A 19324-nucleotide genomic window follows, 5' to 3' on the forward strand; every position below is an offset into this window, starting at 1 on the left:
CTGTTTAGAGGCTTTCATGTTTTGACGGAAGCGGCAACCAGCGCTCCCTCCCCTTGAGGGCTTCGAACTGTCCCGTAGGGTCAATCGCTCCGGTGGAGCGATTGAAGGTGAGAAGGCCATGAGAGCTATGCTCGAATGGCTGGGCCAGGGTGGGGGGTTCGGGATTGTTCGGGAATCCGACTGATCCATCGAGAAAATCGACGGCGCGGAACCCCCACCCCTAACCCCTCCCCTCAAGGGGGAGGGGAACACGACAGCGGTTCATACCGACACGTCGGCCTTGATGTGGGGATGGGGATCGTAGCCCTCGAAGGAAAAATCCTCGAAGACGAAATCCTCGAGCCGCTTGCGTTCCGGATTGACCAGAAGGCGCGGCAGCGGACGCGGCGCGCGGGTCAGTTGCAGCCGCGCCTGCTCGAAATGGTTGGCGTAAAGATGCACGTCGCCGAAGGTGTGGACGAAATCGCCCGGCGCGAGCCCGGCGACCTGCGCCACCATATGGGTGAGCAGCGCATAGGAGGCGATGTTGAAGGGCACGCCCAAAAAGGTGTCGGCGGAGCGCTGATAGAGCTGGCAGCTCAGCCTGCCGTCGGCGACGTAGAACTGGAACAGGCAATGGCAGGGCGGCAGCGCCATCCGGTCCACTTCGGCCGGGTTCCAGGCGGAAACGATGTGGCGGCGGGAATCGGGATTGTCGCGAATGGCGGCCACCACATTGGCCAACTGGTCGACATGGCGGCCATCGGGCGCCGGCCAGCTCCGCCACTGGCTGCCATAGACCGGGCCGAGATCGCCGTTCTCGTCGGCCCACTCGTCCCATATCCGGACGCCGCGCTCCTGCAGCCAGCGCACATTGGTCTCGCCGCGGATGAACCAGAGCAGTTCGTAGATGATGGATTTGAGGTGCAGCTTCTTGGTGGTGAGCAGCGGAAAGCCCTCCGACAGGTCGAAGCGCATCTGGTAGCCGAACAGGCTGCGCGTGCCGGTGCCGGTGCGGTCGGCCTTGTCGGTGCCGTTTTCGAGAATGTCGGAGAGGAGCTGGAGATAGGGCTGCATGGGGCTATCTAGTCCGATTCGGGGGCGCTGCGCTGCCGGCGAAAAAAGGTTGGCCGGGATATTTGCATGTGCCGCGCCGGACGCCTATATTGGGGGTGCCCGCAAGGGCTATGGCGATAAATGGTCATTGTAATAAACCCATCGGACCCGGGGGCAGTACCCGGCGTCTCCACCATCTCCCCTCCCTTGGCGGGAGGAGCCAATGGGGACGAAACAGGATCGACGAGGGCGTAAAGAATGTGCTTTTGCTCGGTGAGGTACCACCGTTATCGGTCCGAAAACTTATAGTTGCCAATGACAACCATAAGGCTCCGGTCGCTCTCGCCGCTTAAGCGGTGCCAGCACTGGGAATTAAAGTCCTCCGCTCCTAGCCGGGCGTAGGCGGGGTTCGCAGGCACCTGGCAACAGAAGCCTGCACTCAAGCTCCGCCCGACGCCTTTATCCTTGAAATCTCCCGGAACGTAGGGCTGATATGGGCCGTTCGGGATTCGACCCGATGCGACGAGGAGTTTTACACCACCATGGCCGAAGACCATATGCGATACGACATTCTCGCCCAGGAAGCCCTGCGCGGCGTCGTGCGCAAGGTTCTGGCCGAGGTCTCGCGCACCGGCCTGCCGGGCGAGCACCATTTCTTCATCTCCTTCGCCACCCGCGCGCCCGGCGTGCGCATCAGCGAGGAACTGCTCAAGCAGTACGACCAGGAAATGACCATCGTGCTGCAGAACCAGTTCTGGGATCTCAAGGTCACCGAAGCCGCCTTCGAGGTGGGCCTGAGCTTCAACGGCCAGCCCGAAATGCTGGTCGTGCCCTTCGCCGCCATCAAGGGCTTTTTCGATCCTTCGGTGCAGTTCGGGCTGCAGTTCGACCCGGCCAATGCCGGCAATGACGCCGAAGCGGGCGAGGAAGCGGCCGACGCCGCCACCGAGGCGGCCGCCAGCGAGCCCGCCGAGGCGAGCGGCGAAAAGGTCGTCAGCCTCGACGCCTTCCGCAAGAAGCCCTGACCCGGCCCGTCCCGGGAATGGAAAAGCGCTCCTTCTCCATCGCGGGACACCGCACCTCCATCGCGCTCGAACCCGATTTCTGGCATGGCCTCGAAACCATGGCGGCCCGGCGCGGGCTGAGCCTGGCCGGCCTGGTCCGGGACATCGACGAGACGCGCGAAACCCCCAACCTGTCCTCGGCCATCCGGCTGGCGGTGCTGAAATTCTATCGGGACGGGGGATAGGGGCGCGGGGCGCGGCCCTGCCGCGCTAATCGAGCGGGAGGAGTTGGAGCGGCGGGGCGGGGGCGACGCCGGGCTGGAAGCCGAGATCGAGCGGGCCGAGCAGCGGCGGCGGCTCTTCGGACTGCTGCTGCTGCAATTCCTCCTGCCTTTGGCGCTCCTCCTCGAGCCGGCGCGCTTCTTCCTCGGCGGCGGCACGGCGGCGCTGTTCCTCGATGAGGCGGTTGCGCTCCTCGGCGGCGGCGCGCTGGCGCTCCTCGTCCTCGCGGCGCAGGACTTCCAGCCGCTCCACTTCCAATTCATTGGCCCGCACCTGGATGGCCGCCACCATCTCACCCAGGTCCAGCCGCACCTCCGGCGCGGGCAGCGTGCCCCCGATACGGGTGAGGATGCGGGCGGTATCGGGCTCCACGAGGCCATCGGGATCGGCGTAGCCGCGCGGCGTCAGCACGAAGCCGCCATCCAGCCCCAGCCGGTCCAGCGCCAGATTGAGGCTGCCCGCCAGCCGCCCCCCCTCCCCCTCGACGATGAGATTGGCCAGCCGCGCCATGCCCCCGGCAATGGTGAAGGCGCCGCGCGCCTCCGGAGCGGCGAACTCGCCCCGCCCCAGCGCCAGGGCGATGAGGGTTTCCAGCGCTTCGGCCTCGGTGTCGAGCACGTCGCCGAAGCCGGCAATGGCCGGGAAGACGCCGGGGGAAAGACCGCGCGCGGCAAAGCCGGCAAGGGTGAAATTGCCCTCCCCGGTCATGGCGCGCATGACCTCGGCGAGGCTCTGCCCGGTGCCCTCGAATTGCAGCCCCGCATCGATGCGCCCGTCGAGCCCGGCGGCGATGGGCGCCGGCACGATGGCATCGAGATCGACGCCGCTCAGCGTCGCCCGCCCGGACAGGCTGCGCTCGGCCAGCGCGCCGGCGCAGCACTGGACCAGATTGAGGCCCAGCACCCCGCCCCCGACTTCCGCCTCCAGCCGGTCGAGGCCGATCGATTGCGGGCTCCAGGAAAAGGTGAAGCCGGTCCGGCCCAGAATGTCGGTGCCATTGGCGGTGACCGAAGCCGCCGTGACGGCGATGTCGCCGCGCGAGGAGCGCGGCTGGGAGGCGAGCGCCAGCGGCCCTTCCGGCCAGGCGCCGTCCCCCGCCCCCACCAGCGCCTCGGCGCCGAAGACGGCGGCGGCGAGCCCCGCCAGGTCGAGCGAATCGAGCCGGAGCGTGCCGCTGAAACCGGGCAGCGGGCCGAGGCGCTGCATGGCGATGTCGCCGCCGAATCCGGTCCGGCCGGCGACGCCGGAAATATCCGAGAGCGAGAGGCTGCGCGCGCCTTCGAAGCGCAGGGCGGCGCTGGCATCGAAGCCGGGCAGGCTGGCGCCGCGCACCCCCGCCAGCGCCGCAAGGGAACTGCCCTCGGCGGTGACGATGTCGAGCGTGCCCTCGCCGCTCAATTCGCCATTGGCGGCCATGGCGATGCGGCCGAAATAGCTGGCCGATTGCTCGCCCTGGCCCAGCGCCAGACGGCCATCGAAGCCGTCCGGCCCGCTGCCCTCGAAAAACAGGCTCGCCACCAGCGGCTGCCCGCCCGAGAACAGCGCCTCGGCGCCGAGGCCGAACCGCGCGAGAAGATCCTGCTGGTCGTCCGCCTCGAGCGAGGCGACGAGGCGCAGATCGGCCTCGGCCAGCTTGCGCAGCCCCTCGTCCATCTCGGCGCGGAAGTCGAAGGCGGCGCCCGCCAGCGACCCGCCCAGGGTCAGCACCTGCCCCGGCCCCTCCTCGGCATCGGCGAGGATGAATTGCAGATCCGCCGGCCAGGCCCCGGCCAGCGCCTCCTGCCAGCCAAAGGGCACGCCGAGCATTTCATGCAGCACCGCCAGCCCCGGCGCGTCCGGCGAGGCGATGGCCAATTGGCCCGAACCGGTGACGCGCGGATCGGCGGGATTGCCGGAAAAGCGCATGGTCGAGCCCAGGCCGACCCCGCCCCAGTCGGTGGTGGCGAGGCGCGAGAACCGGATCGCGCTGGGCGACCATTGCGCCTCGGCCACGAGATCGGCGGCCGCCAGCCCCAGAACATCGACCGACTGCGCCGTCACCGCGAAACTGCCATCGGGGAAGCTGACGCCGAAGCGGCTGTCCCCGACCGGCTCGGGCAGCAGCGCCAGCAGCGCGGCGGTCTGGGCCGGATCGAGCCGGCCCAGTTGCAGCACCGTATCGAGCCGGGGCTCCTCGCCGAACCCGAGGCGCAGCTCGACGCCATGGGTCTGGCCGGCAAAGACCAGCCGGCCATTGCCCAGCCCGAAGGCATCGCCCGCCAGCATCAGCCGCCCCTCGAGCGCGCCGGGCACGTTGAACAGCGGATTGTCCTCGCCCTGGCGCCGCCAGAGCTGGGCCAGCGCATCGAGCCGCGTGGCGCGCATGGACAGATCGCCCCGCAGCCCCACATGGCCGGCCTCGTTGGTGACGGTGCCGGAAAAGCGCAATTCGGTGTCGCCGGGCAGGCGCGCCACGGCCTGGGCGATGCGCCAGTCGGTGCCCTCGGTGGTGGCCTCCAGCCGCACTTCGCGCAGGGAAAAGCCACGCATCCCCATCTCGGCCAGATCAACGCCGAGCCGGCCCGGCATGGGCGGCAGCGGCGGCGGCGGAATTTCCGCGAGCAGGCGCACGAATTCATAGGGCAGTTCGGCCGCGACCTCCGTGGCGTCGCGCGGCGGCAGGGTGAAGACGCCCCCCGACACCACCGCATCGAAGCTGCGCCGCGCGCCGAGCTGGATGCTGGCGGTGCCGGTCAGCCGCATGCCCGCGCGGTTCTCGTCCGGATGCAGCGTATAGCCCGAGACCACCACCCGGTCGGTGGAAACGGCAATGGCGCTTTCCAGCACCAGATCGCCGCGGATGTCGTCGGCGCGCGCGGCGGCGGGCGGCGACTGGCGGAACAGCAGCGTACCGTCGAATTTGGGCGCCATGCCCGCCGCCAGCATGCCTTCGGCGGTGACCGAAAAACTCCCCGACGCCTCGCGCAGATAGCTCGATACCCGGCTGTTGCCCAGGGCATCGGCGGCGCCGGAATTGAAGCGGACCTCGTAGCGCGCATCGTCATATTCGGCCACGCCCTGGAACTGGAACGGGCCGGTGAAGCTGGACAGGCGCAGATCGCCGGTGATGCCCGAGGCGGTGAACCTCTCGTCGGCCCGCAGATCGGTGAGCCGTATCCCCCCGCCCTCGATGCGGGCATGGCCCAGCGCCACGGCGCTGCCGGCCCCGGCAATGTCGACCCCGCTGCTGAACAGCCCGTTCTCGTCGATCACCAGATCGAGCACCGGGCGCAGCAAGGTCAGGTCGGTGATGGTGTAATTGTCGCGCAGAAAATCCATCAGCGCGAATTCGGCCTCGACGGCGGCGACGCTGGCCACCGGCGATTCCGCGTCGCCCACGATCACGTCGGTGAATTCAAGGCGCGGCGTGGGCAGCAGCGAAAAGCCGATATCGCCGCGAATCGACACCTCGGCGCCCAGAACGCCGGTGGCCAGCGCCTCCATGCGGTCGCGATGATCGCCCCATTGCACGAAACGCGGCACAATGAAGGCCGCGGCCAGCACCAGGATGGCGAAGAGGCCGACCACGATATAGATGCGATTGAGCACTGTGCCTCTGCTGCCGAGGTGTGGGAAACGGCGTGAGTGTAGGCGGTTGCCGCCCCCGCGCAAGTCGCATGCAAAAGGATTTGAGCGCAAGGGCCGGCGACGGTCGGCCTCGGCGGCAGCGGGGCTGCAAGCGGCGGCACTTCTATACAGCGCCGCCCCGCATCCCTATATTGCGCAGGAGAACAAAAGAAGATTCGTCAAGACAGGACGCTGCCGCGATTGCGGATGCGCTCCGGAAGATTTCAAAGCCCATGGCCGATCCCGTCCCCCTGCCCCGCCCCGGCGCCGGGCCCATCACCAGCCAGTTCAACCGGCGCGCGCCGGACTATCTGGCCGGGCTCAATCCCGAACAGCGCGAGGCGGTGGAAACCACCGAAGGGCCGCTGCTGGTGCTGGCGGGCGCCGGCACCGGCAAGACGCGCGTCTTGACGACGCGCATCGCCCATATCCTCAGCCAGCGCCTGGCCTGGGGCAGCCAGATTCTGGCGGTGACCTTCACCAACAAGGCCGCCAACGAGATGAAGAAGCGCATCCACGAATTGGTGCCGAGCCTCGACGGCCTGCCCTGGATGGGCACGTTCCACTCCATTTCCGCGCGCATCCTCCGGCACCATGCCGAGCTGGTGGATTTGAAACCCTCCTTCACCATCCTCGACACCGACGACCAGATCAGGCTGATCAAGCAATTGCTGGAGGCGGACAATATCGACGAGAAGCGCTGGCCGGCCCGGCAATTCGCCGGCATTCTCGACGCCTGGAAAAATCGCGGCTGGCTCCCCAAGGACGTGCCTTCGTCCGAAAGCGCCTATTTCGCCAATGGACGGGGCGGCAAGCTCTATGCCGATTACCAGGCGCGGCTGAAGGCGCTCAACGCCGCCGATTTCGGCGATTTGCTGCTCGAATGCATCAGGCTGTTCCGGGAAAATCCGGAAGTGCTGGCCGAATATCACCGCAAGTTCAAATATATGCTGGTGGACGAATATCAGGACAGCAACACCGCCCAATATCTCTGGCTGCGGCTGCTGGCCCAGGGCAAGCCGGCACCCGAGGCCAATATCTGCGTGGTGGGGGACGACGACCAGTCCATCTATGGCTGGCGCGGGGCCGAGGTGGACAACATCCTGCGCTTCGAAACGGATTTCCCCGGCGCCAGGGTGATCAAGCTGGAGCGCAATTACCGCTCCACCGCCAATATCCTCAAGGCCGCCTCGACGCTCATCGCCTTCAACGAAGGACGGCTGGGCAAGACGCTGCACACCGACACCGCCGAGGGCGGCGAGATGGTCACCGTCACCTCGGTATGGGACAGCGAGGAGGAGGCGCGCCATGTCGGGGAAGAAATCGAGCAATATCAGCGCGCCGGCGAAAGCCTCAATTCCATGGCCATATTGGTGCGCGCCAGCTTCCAGATGCGCGAATTCGAGGAGCGCTTCATCACGCTGGGGCTCAATTACCGCGTCATCGGCGGTCCGCGCTTCTACGAGCGCCGGGAAATCCGCGACGCGCTGGCCTATCTGCGGCTGGTGGCGCAGCCGGCCGACGATCTGGCCTTCGAGCGCATCGTCAACGTGCCCAAGCGCGGCATCGGCGATTCCACCGTGAAAGTGCTGCTGGAAACGGCGCGGCACCAGAACGTGCCGCTGCTGGCCGCGACGCGCATGCTGGTCGAGACCGAGGAATTGAAGCCCAAGCAGCGCACTACCCTGCGCGAGTTGGTGATGCAGTTCGACGCCTGGGCGGCGCGGCTCGAAGCGGTGCCCCATTACGAGGTGGCCGAGCAGATCCTCGACGAGAGCGGCTATACCGGCATGTGGCAGGCGGACAAGGCGCCCGACAGCCCCGGACGGCTGGAAAACCTCAAGGAGCTGGTTCGCTCCATGGAGGAATTCGAGACGCTGGGCGGCTTTCTCGAACATATCTCGCTGGTGATGGACCGCGACAGCGGCGAGGCCGAGGACGCCGTTTCCATCATGACGCTGCATTCGGCCAAGGGGCTGGAATTCGACACGGTGTTCCTGCCCGGCTGGGAGGAGGGGCTGTTCCCCCACCAGCGCTCGCTCGACGAAAGCGGCCGCGCCGGCCTCGAGGAGGAACGGCGCCTCGCCTATGTCGGCATCACCAGGGGCCGCAGGCGGGTGCGCCTCTCCATGGCGCAGAACCGCCGCATCCACGGGCTCTGGCAATCGGCCATCCCCTCGCGCTTCCTCGACGAATTGCCCCCCGACGTGGTGGAGGTGAGCGATACCGGCTCCTCCTATGGCGGCTATGGCTATGGCGGGGGCGCGACCAGCCGCTTCAACAAGGCGGACCCCTTCGAAAGCGTCTATGAAACCCCCGGCTGGCAGCGCGCCCGCGCCAACCAGGCCAGCCGCAGGGGCGGCGGCCCGCTGACCATCGAGGGTGAACTGGTCGCCCGCTCGGTGGATCTGGGCGGCCAGTCCAGCCACTTCGCGCTGGGCGAGCGAGTGTTCCATCTCAAATTCGGCTATGGCGAGGTGATCCAGATCGAGGGCAACAAGCTGACCATCGATTTCGAGAAGGCCGGCACCAAGAAGGTCCTGGAGAGCTTCATCCGCAAGGGGTGAGCGGCAAACGGGTGTCCCGTGCCGCCCGCTCCCGGGGCATCACCCAGCGTCTGCAATCGGCGCCAGAACCTCGCCCCCCACGCCGTCATCCCCGCGCATGCGGGGACCTCTGTTTGATTGCGGCAGGGATAACGGAGGTTCCCGCTTTCGCGGGAATGACCCGGTGGGGGGTGCTCTGGAGGCTTTCATGTTTTGACGGAATCGGCGACCAGCGCTCCCTCCCCCTTGAGGGGAGGGTTGGGGAGGGGGTGGATCTGACGGATCACCGAAGGACCCCCACCCCCGCCCCCTCCCCTCAAGGGGGAGGGGAGCAAGAAAGCGCTGATCCGCTTGACAGTGAAAGACTCTAAACGCCGATGCCGCCCGCCGGTTCGGTTTCGAAACGCTCGGCGAAACCGGCGATGAGGGGGCGGGCCCTGGCGATGGTGTCCTGCACGGCGGGAAGATGCAGCGAGGCCGCATGCTGCTCGCGGCTGTCCCACACCTCGGTGATCCAGATGCCGTCGGCGCTGGCGGGATCGCGGGCGATGACATAGGAGCGGCAGCCCGGCATCGGGGCGTTGCCCTCCAGCAGCAGGGTCAGGAGCTCGTCGCGCCGGCCCTCGACGGCCAGCATTTTTCCGATCAGTCCATACATGGTCGTTCTCCGGTTCGAACGAATGATGAACAGGACGGCGCGCCGGATCAAGCCCCCGCCATTGACTTGCCCCGCCCTCCTGCCGCAATGAAGCCGCCAGTCAATGTGAGGCCCGCCATGTCCGTCGACCAGCTTTCCGTTTCGCTCAGCAAGGAGCAGGCCTTCGCGCTCGTGGACGCGGTGTCGGAGCGCGAGGAGCTGGCGCTGACCGCCTCGGCGCACGAGAACGAGGCAACCGGCGAGTGGATCTTCGAGGCGACCTGCGAGGGCCCGCCCGATGTCGAGGCCTTCGCCCAACTGGCACGGCAGGTGCTGGGCGGCGAGGTGAAGTTTACGGTGGAAACGCTCGATCCGGAGGTCAACTGGGTCGCCCGGTCGCTCGAGGGGCTGGCGCCGGTGATCGCCGGCGGATTCTACGTCCATGGCGGCCATTCCACCGAACCGGTGCCCGAGGGGCTGACGCCGATGCGGATCGAGGCGGCGCAGGCCTTCGGCACCGGCCACCACGAAACCACCACCGGCTGCCTCGAAGCCATCGACATGCTGCTGGCGACGCGCCGGCCCACCCGCATGATCGATGTCGGCACCGGCACCGGCGTGCTCGCCATCGCCCTGGCCAAGCGGCTCGAGGCGAAAATCCTCGCCACCGACATCGATCCGGTCGCGGTCGAGACCACCATCGGCAATGCCCGCGACAACGATGTGGGCGAGCGGATCGACGCCATCGAGGCGGCGGGGCTCGACCACCCGGAAATCGCCGCCCGCGCGCCTTACGACCTGATCGTCGCCAATATCCTGGCCGGCCCGCTGACCGAGCTCGCCCCCGGCATGGGCGCGATCGCCGCCCCCGGCGGCACCACCATCCTTTCGGGCATCCTCAACACCCAGGCCGATGCGGTGATCGCCGCCTATGCGGCAGCCGGCTTCGCCCTCCGGGACCATTTGCGGCGCAAGGACTGGTCGACGCTGGTGCTGGAAAAGCGGTGAGGCAAAAAGAAATCCCCGAAGCGTGCTTCGGGGATGGGGCCTGGATCGTCGGCAGTCCGATGCGCTAGGGGCGCTTGGTGACCGCGCCGATGAGCTGGTGCTGCATGCGGTAGCTGACCTGACGGGTCGCCTCGCGGCCGCGGGCATCGATGAGACCACCCAGGACGCTGCGGAAACCGTTCTTGCTCTCAGTCATCTTCCTCTCCATGCGGCGAAGGGTCTGTTGCCGTCCGCCACAGGATAATTAGGCCGTCCGCGCCATCTCGGTAAGAGGGTTTGGGGCACACCAGCCATGCCGATCCCGCAGGGCAGGTTAGAGCCTCATACGATTTGACTGCATCAAATCGCCGGCTCTTACTCTTTGATGTCGCATCTCTTTTGTGAAAAACCGGTTCCCACTTTTTCGCCCGATGCTCTAGTGCCGCCCCGCCCGACGCGGCAATCGCCTTCGGCGCGCGCTTGCGCTAGGTTCGCCCCGCCAAACGACAGCAAGGCCGGAGACCCTCCGGCGACAGGAATGCCAGAGCCATGACCGCCACATCCTTCCCCCCCGCCCGGTTCCAGAGTTTCGAGGAAAAGGCCGATCCCGCCGAGGTGGCGCCGCGCCTCGCCGCCCTGCGCGCCGCCATGGAAAAGGCGGGCGTCGACGCCTTCCTCATTCCCCGTGCCGACGCGCATCGGGGCGAATCGGTGCCGGCGAGCGAGGCGCGACTGGCCTATGTCACCGGCTTCACCGGCTCGGCGGGGCTGGCGGTGATCGGGCGGGAACGGGCGGATCTGTTCGTGGACAGCCGCTATACGCTGCAGGCCCCGGCCCAGACCGACACCCGGCTGGTCAGCGTGCACGAAGTGGCGGGCATGAGCTTCGACCTCAAGCCGTTCATCCCCGCGGGAACGAAGCTGGCCTACGATCCCTGGCTGCACACGCCGGGCGAATTGAAGACCATGGCCGGACGCCTCGAGGGCCACGCCACGCTGGTGCCCGTCGCCAATCTGGTGGACGCCATCTGGACCGGCCGCCCCGCCCCGCCGGCCGGCGCCATCGAATTTCTCGGCCACAACCGCGCCGGGCGCACCGCCGGGGACAAGATCGCCGATATCCAGGCGCAACTGGCCGAGACCGGCGCCGACGCCACCGTGCTGACCCTGCCCGAATCCATCTGCTGGCTGTTCAACATGCGCGGGCGCGACGTGCCCAACACCCCCTTCGTGCTGAGCTTCGCACTGGTGCCGCAAAGGGGGCGGCCGACGCTGTTCCTCGCCCCGGCCAAGATCACGCCGGACCTCCGCGCCGCCCTGCAGGACGTGGCCGACATCGCCGAAGAGACCGAACTGGATGCGGCGCTGGGGCGGCTGGGCGCATCCGGCAAGGCGGTGCAGATCGACCCCGACAGCGCTCCCGCCGCCATTGCCGAAACCCTCGCCGGGGCCGGCGCCCGGCTGATCGAGAAGCGCGACCCGGTGCTGCTGCCCAAATCGCGCAAGAACGCCGCCGAACTGGCCGGCATGCGCGAGGCGCACCGGCTCGACGGCGTCGCCATGGCGAAGTTCCTCCACTGGTTCGACATGGAGGCCCCCGCCGGCAAGCTGACCGAAATCGCCATCGTCACCGCGCTCGAAGCCTTCCGCCGCGAGGAGGAAACCTGCCTCGACGCCAGTTTCGACACCATTGCCGGAGCCGGGCCGAACGGGGCCATCGTCCATTACCGCGTGACCGGAAAGACCGATCGCCGGCTGGCGCCGGGCGAGATCATGCTGGTCGATTCGGGGGCGCAATATGTTTCCGGCACCACCGACATCACCCGCACCATGGCGACCGGTCCGGCCAGCGCCGAGCAGAAGGACCGCTATACGCGCGTGCTCAAGGGCATGATCGCCATTTCCACCGTCCGCTTCCCCAAGGGCACCACCGGCGCCCAGATCGACGCGCTGGCGCGGCAGTTCCTGTGGCAGGCCGGCGTGACCTATAATCACGGCACCGGGCATGGCGTCGGCGCCGGCCTGGGGGTGCATGAAGGGCCGGTGGGCATCGCCCCGCGCTACACGCTGCCGCTCGAGGAGGGCAATGTGATCTCCAACGAGCCGGGCTATTACAAGCCGGGCGAATACGGCATCCGCATCGAGAACCTGCTGGTGGTGAAGCAGGCCGAGGGCTTTGCCGGCTATCTCGATTTCGAAACGCTGACCCTGGCGCCCATCGACACGCGGCTGATCGAGCCGGACCTGCTGACCGGCGCCGAGCGCGACTGGCTCAACGCCTTCCACAAAAGGGTGCGGGCGGAAATCGGCCCGCTGGTGGACGGCGCGGTGAGGGACTGGCTGGATCGGGCCACGGCGGCGATCTAAAAAGCCCCCGCCCCCTTGGTCCCAATCCCGGCAGCGGTGTGGGGGAGGCGCGCAACGGCACCTCCCTTCGTCATTGCCGGACTTGTTCCGGCAATCCACCTTTTCCGCAACATCGCCTGGACCACCGGAACAAGTCCGGTGGTGACGATGGGGGGTGGATCGAGGCACATCGGGTGGGATTTGGTGAGGGCTGAAATGTCCTCGCAATCCCGGCAGCGGTGCGGGGGAGGCGCGCAGCAGCACCTCTCCTTGGTGACGACGATATCCCCTACCCGCCGACGCGGTCGAACCATTCGTCTTCGGTGATCACCTCGACGCCGAGCTCCTGCGCCCGGGTCAGCTTGGAGCCGGCGCCGGGGCCGGCGACGAGGATGTCGGTCTGGCCCGAGACCGAGCCGGCGACCTTGGCGCCGAGGCGCTCGGCCATGGCCTTGGCTTCCGAGCGGGTCATGCGCTCGAGCGAGCCGCTGAACACCACCGTCTTGCCGGCCACCTGGCTGTCGGCGGAAATGGTGACCACATAGGGTTTCGGGCGCACCTGCCCCAGCAGCGCCTCCAGCACGTCGTCATTGCGCCGATTGCCGAAAAAGCCGGAAAGCGCCTCGATCACCGTGCCCCCGATGCCGTCGATGGAGGGAAAGACGGAAACGGGGTCCTCGGCGGCGGCGACTTCCTTGCCGACGCGGATCAGCTCTTCCATGGTGCCGAAGGTGCGGGCCAGCGCCGCGGCGGTGGTTTCCCCGATATGGCGGATGCCCAGCGCGAAGATGAAGCGGTCGAGCTCGGGCTCGCGCCGCGCGTCGATGGCGGCGAACAGCTTGTCGAGCCCCTCGAAATTGCGGTCCTCGACGGCGCGGACATTCTTGCGCACCCGGCCCGAGGCCGCCTCGCGCGCCCGCGCCTGCTCCTCGCGCCGCTCGGCCAGCGCCTGCTGCACTTCGGGCCGGCGGTCGCGCAGGGTGAAGATGTCGGCGGCGGTGCGGATCAGCCCCTTGCCGAAGAAGAGCTCGATGTTTTCCGCCCCCAGCCCCTCGATGTCGAGCGCGCCGCGCGACACGAAATGCCGCAATCCCTCCACCGCCTGGGCCGGGCAGATCAATTCGCCGGTGCAGCGGCGGCGCGAATCGAGCTTGCCGGTCTTTTCATTGTGCTCGCGAACGGCCGGCGAGCCGCAGACCGGGCAGGTCTCGGGCATATGGTAGGGCTGGGCGGCAGCGGGACGCTTTTCCATGACCACGTCGACGATCTGGGGGATGACGTCGCCGGCCCGCTGGATGACCACGGTGTCGCCGATGCGGATATCCTTGCCCTCGCGGATCGGCAGGCCGGCGCTGTCGCGGCCGGCGATGTAATCCTCGTTGTGCAGGGTCACATTGACCACGGTGACGCCGCCGACGCTGACCGGATCGAGCCGGGCGACCGGCGCCAGCGTGCCGGTGCGGCCGACCTGGATCTCGATGTCGCGGATCGTCGTCGTCGCCCGCTCGGCAGGGAATTTATGGGCGACGGCCCAGCGCGGCTCGCCGGTGACATAGCCCCAGCGCTTCTGCAGATCGATCCGGTCGACCTTGTAGACGACCCCGTCGATATCGTAGCCCAGCGAGGACCGCTGCGCCTCGATGGTGCGGTAATGGGCGATCAGCTCGTCGGCGGAGGTGGCGCGAACCATGAGCGGGCTGATCGCAAAGCCCCATTCGGCGAATTTCCGCACCGCCTCATATTGGGTCGCCGCCGGCTCCGCGCTGGCAAAGCCCCAGGCATAGGCAAAGAATTTGAGATTGCGGCTGGCGGTGATGGAGGGGTCCTTCTGGCGGAGGGAACCGGCAGCGGTGTTGCGCGGATTGACATAGTCCTGCCCGCCGGCGGAGGCGGCACGCGCCTTGAGCGCCTGGAATTCCGCATAGGTCATGTAGACCTCGCCGCGGATCTCGATCACCTCCGGCCAGCCCGAGCCGGCCAGCCTGGACGGAATATCGCCGATGGTGCGCAGATTGGCGGTGATGTCCTCGCCGACCGCGCCGTCGCCGCGCGTCGCGCCCTGCACGAAGACGCCGTTCTCATAGCGCAGCGAGGCCGACAGGCCGTCGATCTTGGGCTCGGCGGTGAAGGCGAGGTCGAGGTCCTTGTCGCGGTCGAAAAAGCGCCGGCCCCGCTCGATGAAATCGGCCACGTCCTGATCGGTATAGGCCTTGGCGAGGCTGAGCATGGGCACCATGTGGCGCACCTTGGCAAAGCCTTCCGCCGGCGCCGCCCCGACCCGGCCGGAGGGGCTGTCGGGGCGCACCAGATCGGGAAACGCCTCCTCCAGCGCGTCGTTGCGGCGCTTGAGCGCGTCATATTCGGCGTCGCTGATCTCGGGCGCGTCCTGCTGGTGATAGGCGATGTCGGCCGCGGCAATGGCAGCGGCCAGCCGCTCCAGCTCGATGCGGGCTTCGTCCTCGGAAAGGTCGGCAACGTCTTTCAGCGGCAAATCGGACATGGGATGCTTATACCCAGCTAGCACGGCGGTTTCGGTTCTATCGCACCCTCCCCCGGGGAGGGCCGGGGTGCGGGTTCCGCAGCCATAGCAAATCCGTCGGCTGCATTCGACCCGTGAAACCGCCCGAACCCCCACCCTCGTTCCCCCTTGAGGGGGGAGAGGAATTGCATATGGATAAATCCGCGATGCCGGCCCCTTCGCCTCCCTCCCCCCTTGAGGGGAGGGATCGAGGGTGGGGGTTCGGGATTATCCGGGAGTCCGCTTGATTCATCCAGAATATCGATGGAGCGGAACCCCCACCCCTAACCCCTCCCCTCAAGGGGGAGGGGAACGCAACAGCTTCTATTGCGCCGCCCGGGAGCTTCGCCCTACCCCACCGCGCCCAGCAATTTGCTGGCGGCGGCGCGGGCCTCGTCGGTGATTTCGGCGCCGGCCAGCATGCGGGCCACCTCCTCCTGCCGCGCGCCGGTATCGAGCGGACGGACATGGGTGCGCATGAAGGCCCCCTCCTCCACCATCTGCTTTTCGATGAGCAAGTGCCGGTTGGCGCGGGCCGCGACCTGGGGCGCATGGGTGACGGCGAGCAGTTGCACCGTGCCGGCGAGCCGGGCCAGCCGCCGGCCGATGGCATCGGCCACCGCCCCGCCCACCCCGGTATCGATCTCGTCGAAGATCAGCACCGGCGCCGAACCGCGATCGGCCAGCACCACCTTGAGCGCCAGCAGGAACCGGCTCAGTTCGCCCCCCGAGGCGACCTTGAGCAGCGGCCCGGCGGCGGTGCCCGGATTGGTCTGCACGTGGAAGGCGATCTGGTCGAAGCCGGCGGCGGAGACGCGCCCGGCATCGACCTGGTGATCGACGATGAATTTCGTCCCGCCCAGCTTGAGGTCGGGCAGCTCGGCCTCGACCGCCCTGCTGAGCGCCCGGGCCGCCTTTTTCCGCCCGGCGCTGAGCGCCTCGGACGCTTCGCGATAGCGGGCGCGGGCTCCGGCTTCCTCGGCCTCGAGCGCCACCAGGCGGCTTTCGCCGCTTTGCAGCGTTTCGAGGTCGCTTTCATACCGGGCCAGCACCTCCGCCAGCCCGTCGCAGCTCGTCTGGTGCTTGCGGGCGGCGGCGCGCAGCGCGAACAGCCGCTCCTCCACCGCCTCCAGCTCGCCCGGATCGAAGGCCATTTCGCGCCGCAGCTCCTCGAGCGCCTCGGCGGTGCGGTCCAGCGTCACCAGCGAAGCATCGAGAGCCTCGACGATGGGCTGGAACAATTCGCCCCCCGAATCGACCTTGCGCATCAGCCGCCGCATCAGCGAGGCCAGCGCCGGCGCCGGCGCGCCCGGCCCATTGAGGATCTCGTCGATCTCCACCACGTCGGACGCGGCCTTTTCGGCCTGCTGGAGCTGCTGGCGGCGTTCGGCCAGATCGTCCTCCTCCCCGGCCGCGGGATTGAGCTTGCCCAGTTCCTCGACGGTGTGGCGGGCATAGTCCTCGGCGGCCAGCGCCGCCTCCACCAGCGCCCGCTGCTCCTCGACCGCCTGCTGCGCCTCGACCAGCGCGGCCCAGCACTCGCGCACCGCCGCCGCCTCGGCGCCCAGTTCCCCGAAAGCGTCGAGCGCGGCGCGATGGGTCGCCACATCGACCAGCGCCCGGTCGTCGTGCTGGCCGTGGATCTCGACGATCTGGCTGCCGACCTTTTGCAGCAGCGAGGCGGACACCGGCTGGTCGTTGATGAAGGCGCGGGTGCGGCCATCGGCGAACTGCACCCGGCGCAGGATGACGTCCTCGTCGTCGGCAATGGCATTGTCGCGCAGCAGCGCCCGCGCCGGATGATCGGCGGCCAGCTCGACCACCGCCACCACCTGCCCGCTCTCCTGCCCCTGGCGCACCAGCGAGGCATCGCCGCGCCCGCCCAGCGCCAGGGTCAGCGCATCGAGCAATATGGACTTGCCGGCGCCGGTCTCGCCGGTCAGCACGGTCATGCCCTGGTCGAGCGCCAGGTCGAGCTGGTCGATGAGGACGATATTGCGGACCGACAACGCATTGAGCATGGCGAGCTTCCCGTGGCCCGGCGGGCCGATCCTTCCGCTATAGCACCGCCCCGCCCCCTCCATCCGGCGCGCCCTGGGCGCTTCCACAGCAAAGACGGGAGGACGAAACGGCACGCATCTTAGCGCAACGGAACAAAATGGCAACACGCTTTGTGGGCGGGGAGGAAGGCGGCTCACATATGTGTGGCCGCTTTTTTCGCAGGGTCATTCCCGCGCATGCGGGAATCTCCGTTGCCGGCCTCGTTCACATAAACAGGGATTCCCGCTTTCGCGGGAATGACACCGGGAAGAGGCGAGGAGGAGACAAGACGAGGCCCTGCCCAATCGGATCGAGCGCTCTATCCATTTGCTAGAGCACCGAACTCGTCCGAAAACCGCTTCGCACTTTTCGATCCGATGCTCTAGCTGCGATGGGCGGCGAGCCAGCTGCCGGAGTTGAGCGCGGGGGCGAGGCCCTGCTTGCCGAGCAGTTCGAAGGCGCGCCGGTACCACTCGCTGGACGGGTAGTTGTGGCCCAGGACCGCGGCGGCGGAGGTGGCCTCGGTGGTGAGGCCCAGCAGCAGATAGCCCTCGGTCAGGCGGTAGAGCGCCTCCTCGATATGGGTCGAGGTCTGCCACTTCTCCACCACTTCCCGGAAGCGGTTGATGGCGGCGGTATATTGGCCGTTGCCCAGATAATAGCGCCCCACCGACATTTCCTTGCCCGCCAACTGGTCATAGGCGACCAAGAGCTTTTCCTTGGCGTCGATGGCGTGCTCGGACTTTGGATAATTGTTGATCAGGATCTGATAGGTGTCGATCGCGTCGCGCGAAAGCTGCTGATCGCGGGTGATGTCCTTGATCTGGGCGAAATAGGCGGTGCCCTTGAGCCAGAGCACGTAGGGAACCTCCTTGCCGGAGGGATAGAGCGCCAGATAGCGGTCGGCAGCCAGGATCGCCTCGTCGAACTTACCGATGCGGTAATTGGCATAGACGATCATCAGCTTGCCCTGCTCGGCCAGCGGATCGCGCGGATGCTGGCGCTCGAGCTTTTCGAGCTTCTGGATGGCGGTCTGGTAATATTGCCGGTCCATGTCATCGAGCGCGCCCTGATAAAGGGCGGCGGCCGGAACGATGGGCTCTTCCTTGACCTTGGGCGGCCCGAACAGGCCGCCGCCGGCGCAGGCCGACAGCATGGCGGCAACGAGGCCGATGGCGGCGAACCGGACGACCCGGCTGGAAAACTGGCTTACAACGTCAATCTTCACGAATTGCCCCGTTCCTCTGTCACCCCGCAAAGGGTTGCGGCGTAGTTGGCAAATGGATCAAAACTGTGGCGGCAGCCGACCCGGCGGGGACCGGTCAGCGCACGGACCGCAGATAGTGATGAACTTCGAGACCTTCCGGCTGGTCGTCGAACGCCTCGAATTCCAGCGGCAGGTCCGCCGCCTCGACTATCTCATAATTGGCCTCGCTGGAAAAGAGACCGCTCAGGACATGGGCGTTGAGCGCGTGCCCGCCCTTGTAGGAGCGGAAGCGCCCCCAGATCGGCAAGCCGCCCAGCGACAAATCGCCGATGGCGTCGAGCAGCTTGTGGCGGACGAATTCGTCCTCATAGCGCAGCCCGTCCGGATTGAGGATGCGATCCTCGTGCACGGTGATGGAATTGTCGAGGCTGGAGCCCAGCGCATAGCCGGCCTGGCGCAGGATCTTGGCGTCGCGCACGAAGCCGAAGGTGCGGGCGCGGGAAATGTCCTCGAAATAGCGGCGCGGCGTCCAGTCGAAGATCATGCGCTGCCGGCCGATGACCTTGGAGTCGAAATCGATCTCGAGGTCGAGCGCGCGGCCATTATAGGGCTCGAGCGCCGCGAAGGCGTCGTTGTTGCGCACGGTGACGGCGCGGATGACCTTGAGGAACTTGCGCTGGGCCGGCTGGATATCGACGCCGCATTCGATGATGGCGGCGGCGAAGGGATAGGCCGAGCCGTCCATGATCGGGCATTCGGGGCCGTCCAGCGTGATCAGCGCATTGTCGACGCCCATGCCCGACAGGGCCGAGACCACGTGTTCGACGGTGGCGACGCTGATGCTGTCGCCCAGATCGAGCGTGGTGCACAAGGTGGTGCGGCTGACGCGCGAATGATGGACCGGAACCGGATTGGTGAAGGCGTCGTCGCCCAGGCTGCGGCGGATGGTGTAGCCGTTGTCCGGCGCGGCGGGGCCGATGCTGAGCGTGACCGGCTGCGCCCCGTGCACGCCATATCCGGCAAAGCTGATTTCGCCGGCAAGCGTGCGCTGGCGCGTAGCAAGTCTATTCATTCCTGAGGATACTCCGCCCGGATCGTCACGCTCACGCAACTGTT

Annotated in this window: 13 protein-coding genes and 1 other RNA gene; 6 read left to right on the forward strand and 8 right to left on the reverse strand. The window is 67.5% G+C overall.

Annotation, left to right across the window (positions count from 1 at the left end):
* Positions 1–261 precede the first annotated feature (261 nt).
* On the reverse strand, positions 262–1056 hold the full coding sequence (locus ACFOOL_RS00650) for a thymidylate synthase (RefSeq protein WP_380093950.1): 795 nt from the start codon (positions 1054–1056) through the stop codon (positions 262–264).
* Positions 1057–1114: 58 nt separating this feature from the next.
* Here ACFOOL_RS00650 and ssrA point away from each other — a divergent pair.
* The 3 genes from ssrA to ACFOOL_RS00665 all read left to right on the forward strand — a co-directional run bounded on the left by ssrA (position 1115) and on the right by ACFOOL_RS00665 (position 2284).
* Positions 1115–1475: a transfer-messenger RNA gene (gene ssrA / locus ACFOOL_RS00655) on the forward strand.
* Between the two features lie 102 nt (positions 1476–1577).
* Positions 1578–2060: an SspB family protein gene (locus ACFOOL_RS00660; RefSeq protein ID WP_380093952.1), complete on the forward strand. Its 483-nt coding sequence runs from the start codon at positions 1578–1580 to the stop codon at positions 2058–2060.
* A 17-nt stretch (positions 2061–2077) separates the two neighbouring features.
* Positions 2078–2284: a ribbon-helix-helix domain-containing protein gene (locus ACFOOL_RS00665; RefSeq protein WP_380093954.1), complete on the forward strand. Its 207-nt coding sequence runs from the start codon at positions 2078–2080 to the stop codon at positions 2282–2284.
* Between the two features lie 25 nt (positions 2285–2309).
* On the opposite strand, the gene ACFOOL_RS00670 is transcribed toward ACFOOL_RS00665, so the two are convergent.
* Positions 2310–5909 carry an AsmA family protein gene (locus ACFOOL_RS00670; RefSeq protein ID WP_380093956.1) on the reverse strand — a complete coding sequence of 1200 codons (3600 nt, stop codon included), beginning with the start codon at positions 5907–5909 and terminating at the stop codon, positions 2310–2312.
* 251 nt (positions 5910–6160) lie between these two features.
* On the opposite strand from ACFOOL_RS00670, the gene ACFOOL_RS00675 reads away from it, so the two are divergent.
* Complete coding sequence (locus ACFOOL_RS00675) at positions 6161–8494, forward strand: ATP-dependent helicase (RefSeq protein WP_380093958.1); 2334 nt, start codon at positions 6161–6163, stop codon at positions 8492–8494.
* A 346-nt stretch (positions 8495–8840) separates the two neighbouring features.
* Here the strand turns inward: ACFOOL_RS00675 and ACFOOL_RS00680 are convergent, their stop codons facing one another.
* Positions 8841–9131 carry a putative quinol monooxygenase gene (locus ACFOOL_RS00680; protein ID WP_380093960.1) on the reverse strand — a complete coding sequence of 97 codons (291 nt, stop codon included), beginning with the start codon at positions 9129–9131 and terminating at the stop codon, positions 8841–8843.
* 117 nt (positions 9132–9248) lie between these two features.
* Between ACFOOL_RS00680 and ACFOOL_RS00685 the strand changes: the two genes are divergently transcribed.
* On the forward strand, positions 9249–10118 hold the full coding sequence (locus ACFOOL_RS00685) for a 50S ribosomal protein L11 methyltransferase (RefSeq protein ID WP_380093961.1): 870 nt from the start codon (positions 9249–9251) through the stop codon (positions 10116–10118).
* A 64-nt stretch (positions 10119–10182) separates the two neighbouring features.
* Here ACFOOL_RS00685 and ACFOOL_RS00690 read toward each other — a convergent pair whose 3' ends face one another.
* Positions 10183–10314 carry a hypothetical protein gene (locus ACFOOL_RS00690; protein ID WP_380093963.1) on the reverse strand — a complete coding sequence of 44 codons (132 nt, stop codon included), beginning with the start codon at positions 10312–10314 and terminating at the stop codon, positions 10183–10185.
* Positions 10315–10646: 332 nt separating this feature from the next.
* On the opposite strand from ACFOOL_RS00690, the gene ACFOOL_RS00695 reads away from it, so the two are divergent.
* Positions 10647–12464 (forward strand): aminopeptidase P family protein, encoded by a 1818-nt coding sequence (locus ACFOOL_RS00695; protein ID WP_380093965.1) that lies wholly within the window; start codon positions 10647–10649, stop codon positions 12462–12464.
* Positions 12465–12732: 268 nt separating this feature from the next.
* Here ACFOOL_RS00695 and ligA read toward each other — a convergent pair whose 3' ends face one another.
* From ligA to lpxC, 4 genes are all read right to left on the reverse strand, one after another.
* On the reverse strand, positions 12733–14943 hold the full coding sequence (gene ligA, locus ACFOOL_RS00700) for an NAD-dependent DNA ligase LigA (protein WP_380093967.1): 2211 nt from the start codon (positions 14941–14943) through the stop codon (positions 12733–12735).
* 368 nt (positions 14944–15311) lie between these two features.
* On the reverse strand, positions 15312–16982 hold the full coding sequence (gene recN, locus ACFOOL_RS00705) for a DNA repair protein RecN (RefSeq protein WP_380093969.1): 1671 nt from the start codon (positions 16980–16982) through the stop codon (positions 15312–15314).
* Between the two features lie 401 nt (positions 16983–17383).
* Positions 17384–18229: an outer membrane protein assembly factor BamD gene (locus ACFOOL_RS00710; protein ID WP_380093972.1), complete on the reverse strand. Its 846-nt coding sequence runs from the start codon at positions 18227–18229 to the stop codon at positions 17384–17386.
* Between the two features lie 94 nt (positions 18230–18323).
* Positions 18324–19280: a UDP-3-O-acyl-N-acetylglucosamine deacetylase gene (lpxC, locus tag ACFOOL_RS00715; RefSeq protein ID WP_380093974.1), complete on the reverse strand. Its 957-nt coding sequence runs from the start codon at positions 19278–19280 to the stop codon at positions 18324–18326.
* Positions 19281–19324 lie beyond the last annotated feature (44 nt).

The sequence above is a fragment of the Devosia honganensis genome (genome assembly GCF_042648785.1).
In the GTDB taxonomy this organism is placed as follows: domain Bacteria; phylum Pseudomonadota; class Alphaproteobacteria; order Rhizobiales; family Devosiaceae; genus Devosia; species Devosia honganensis.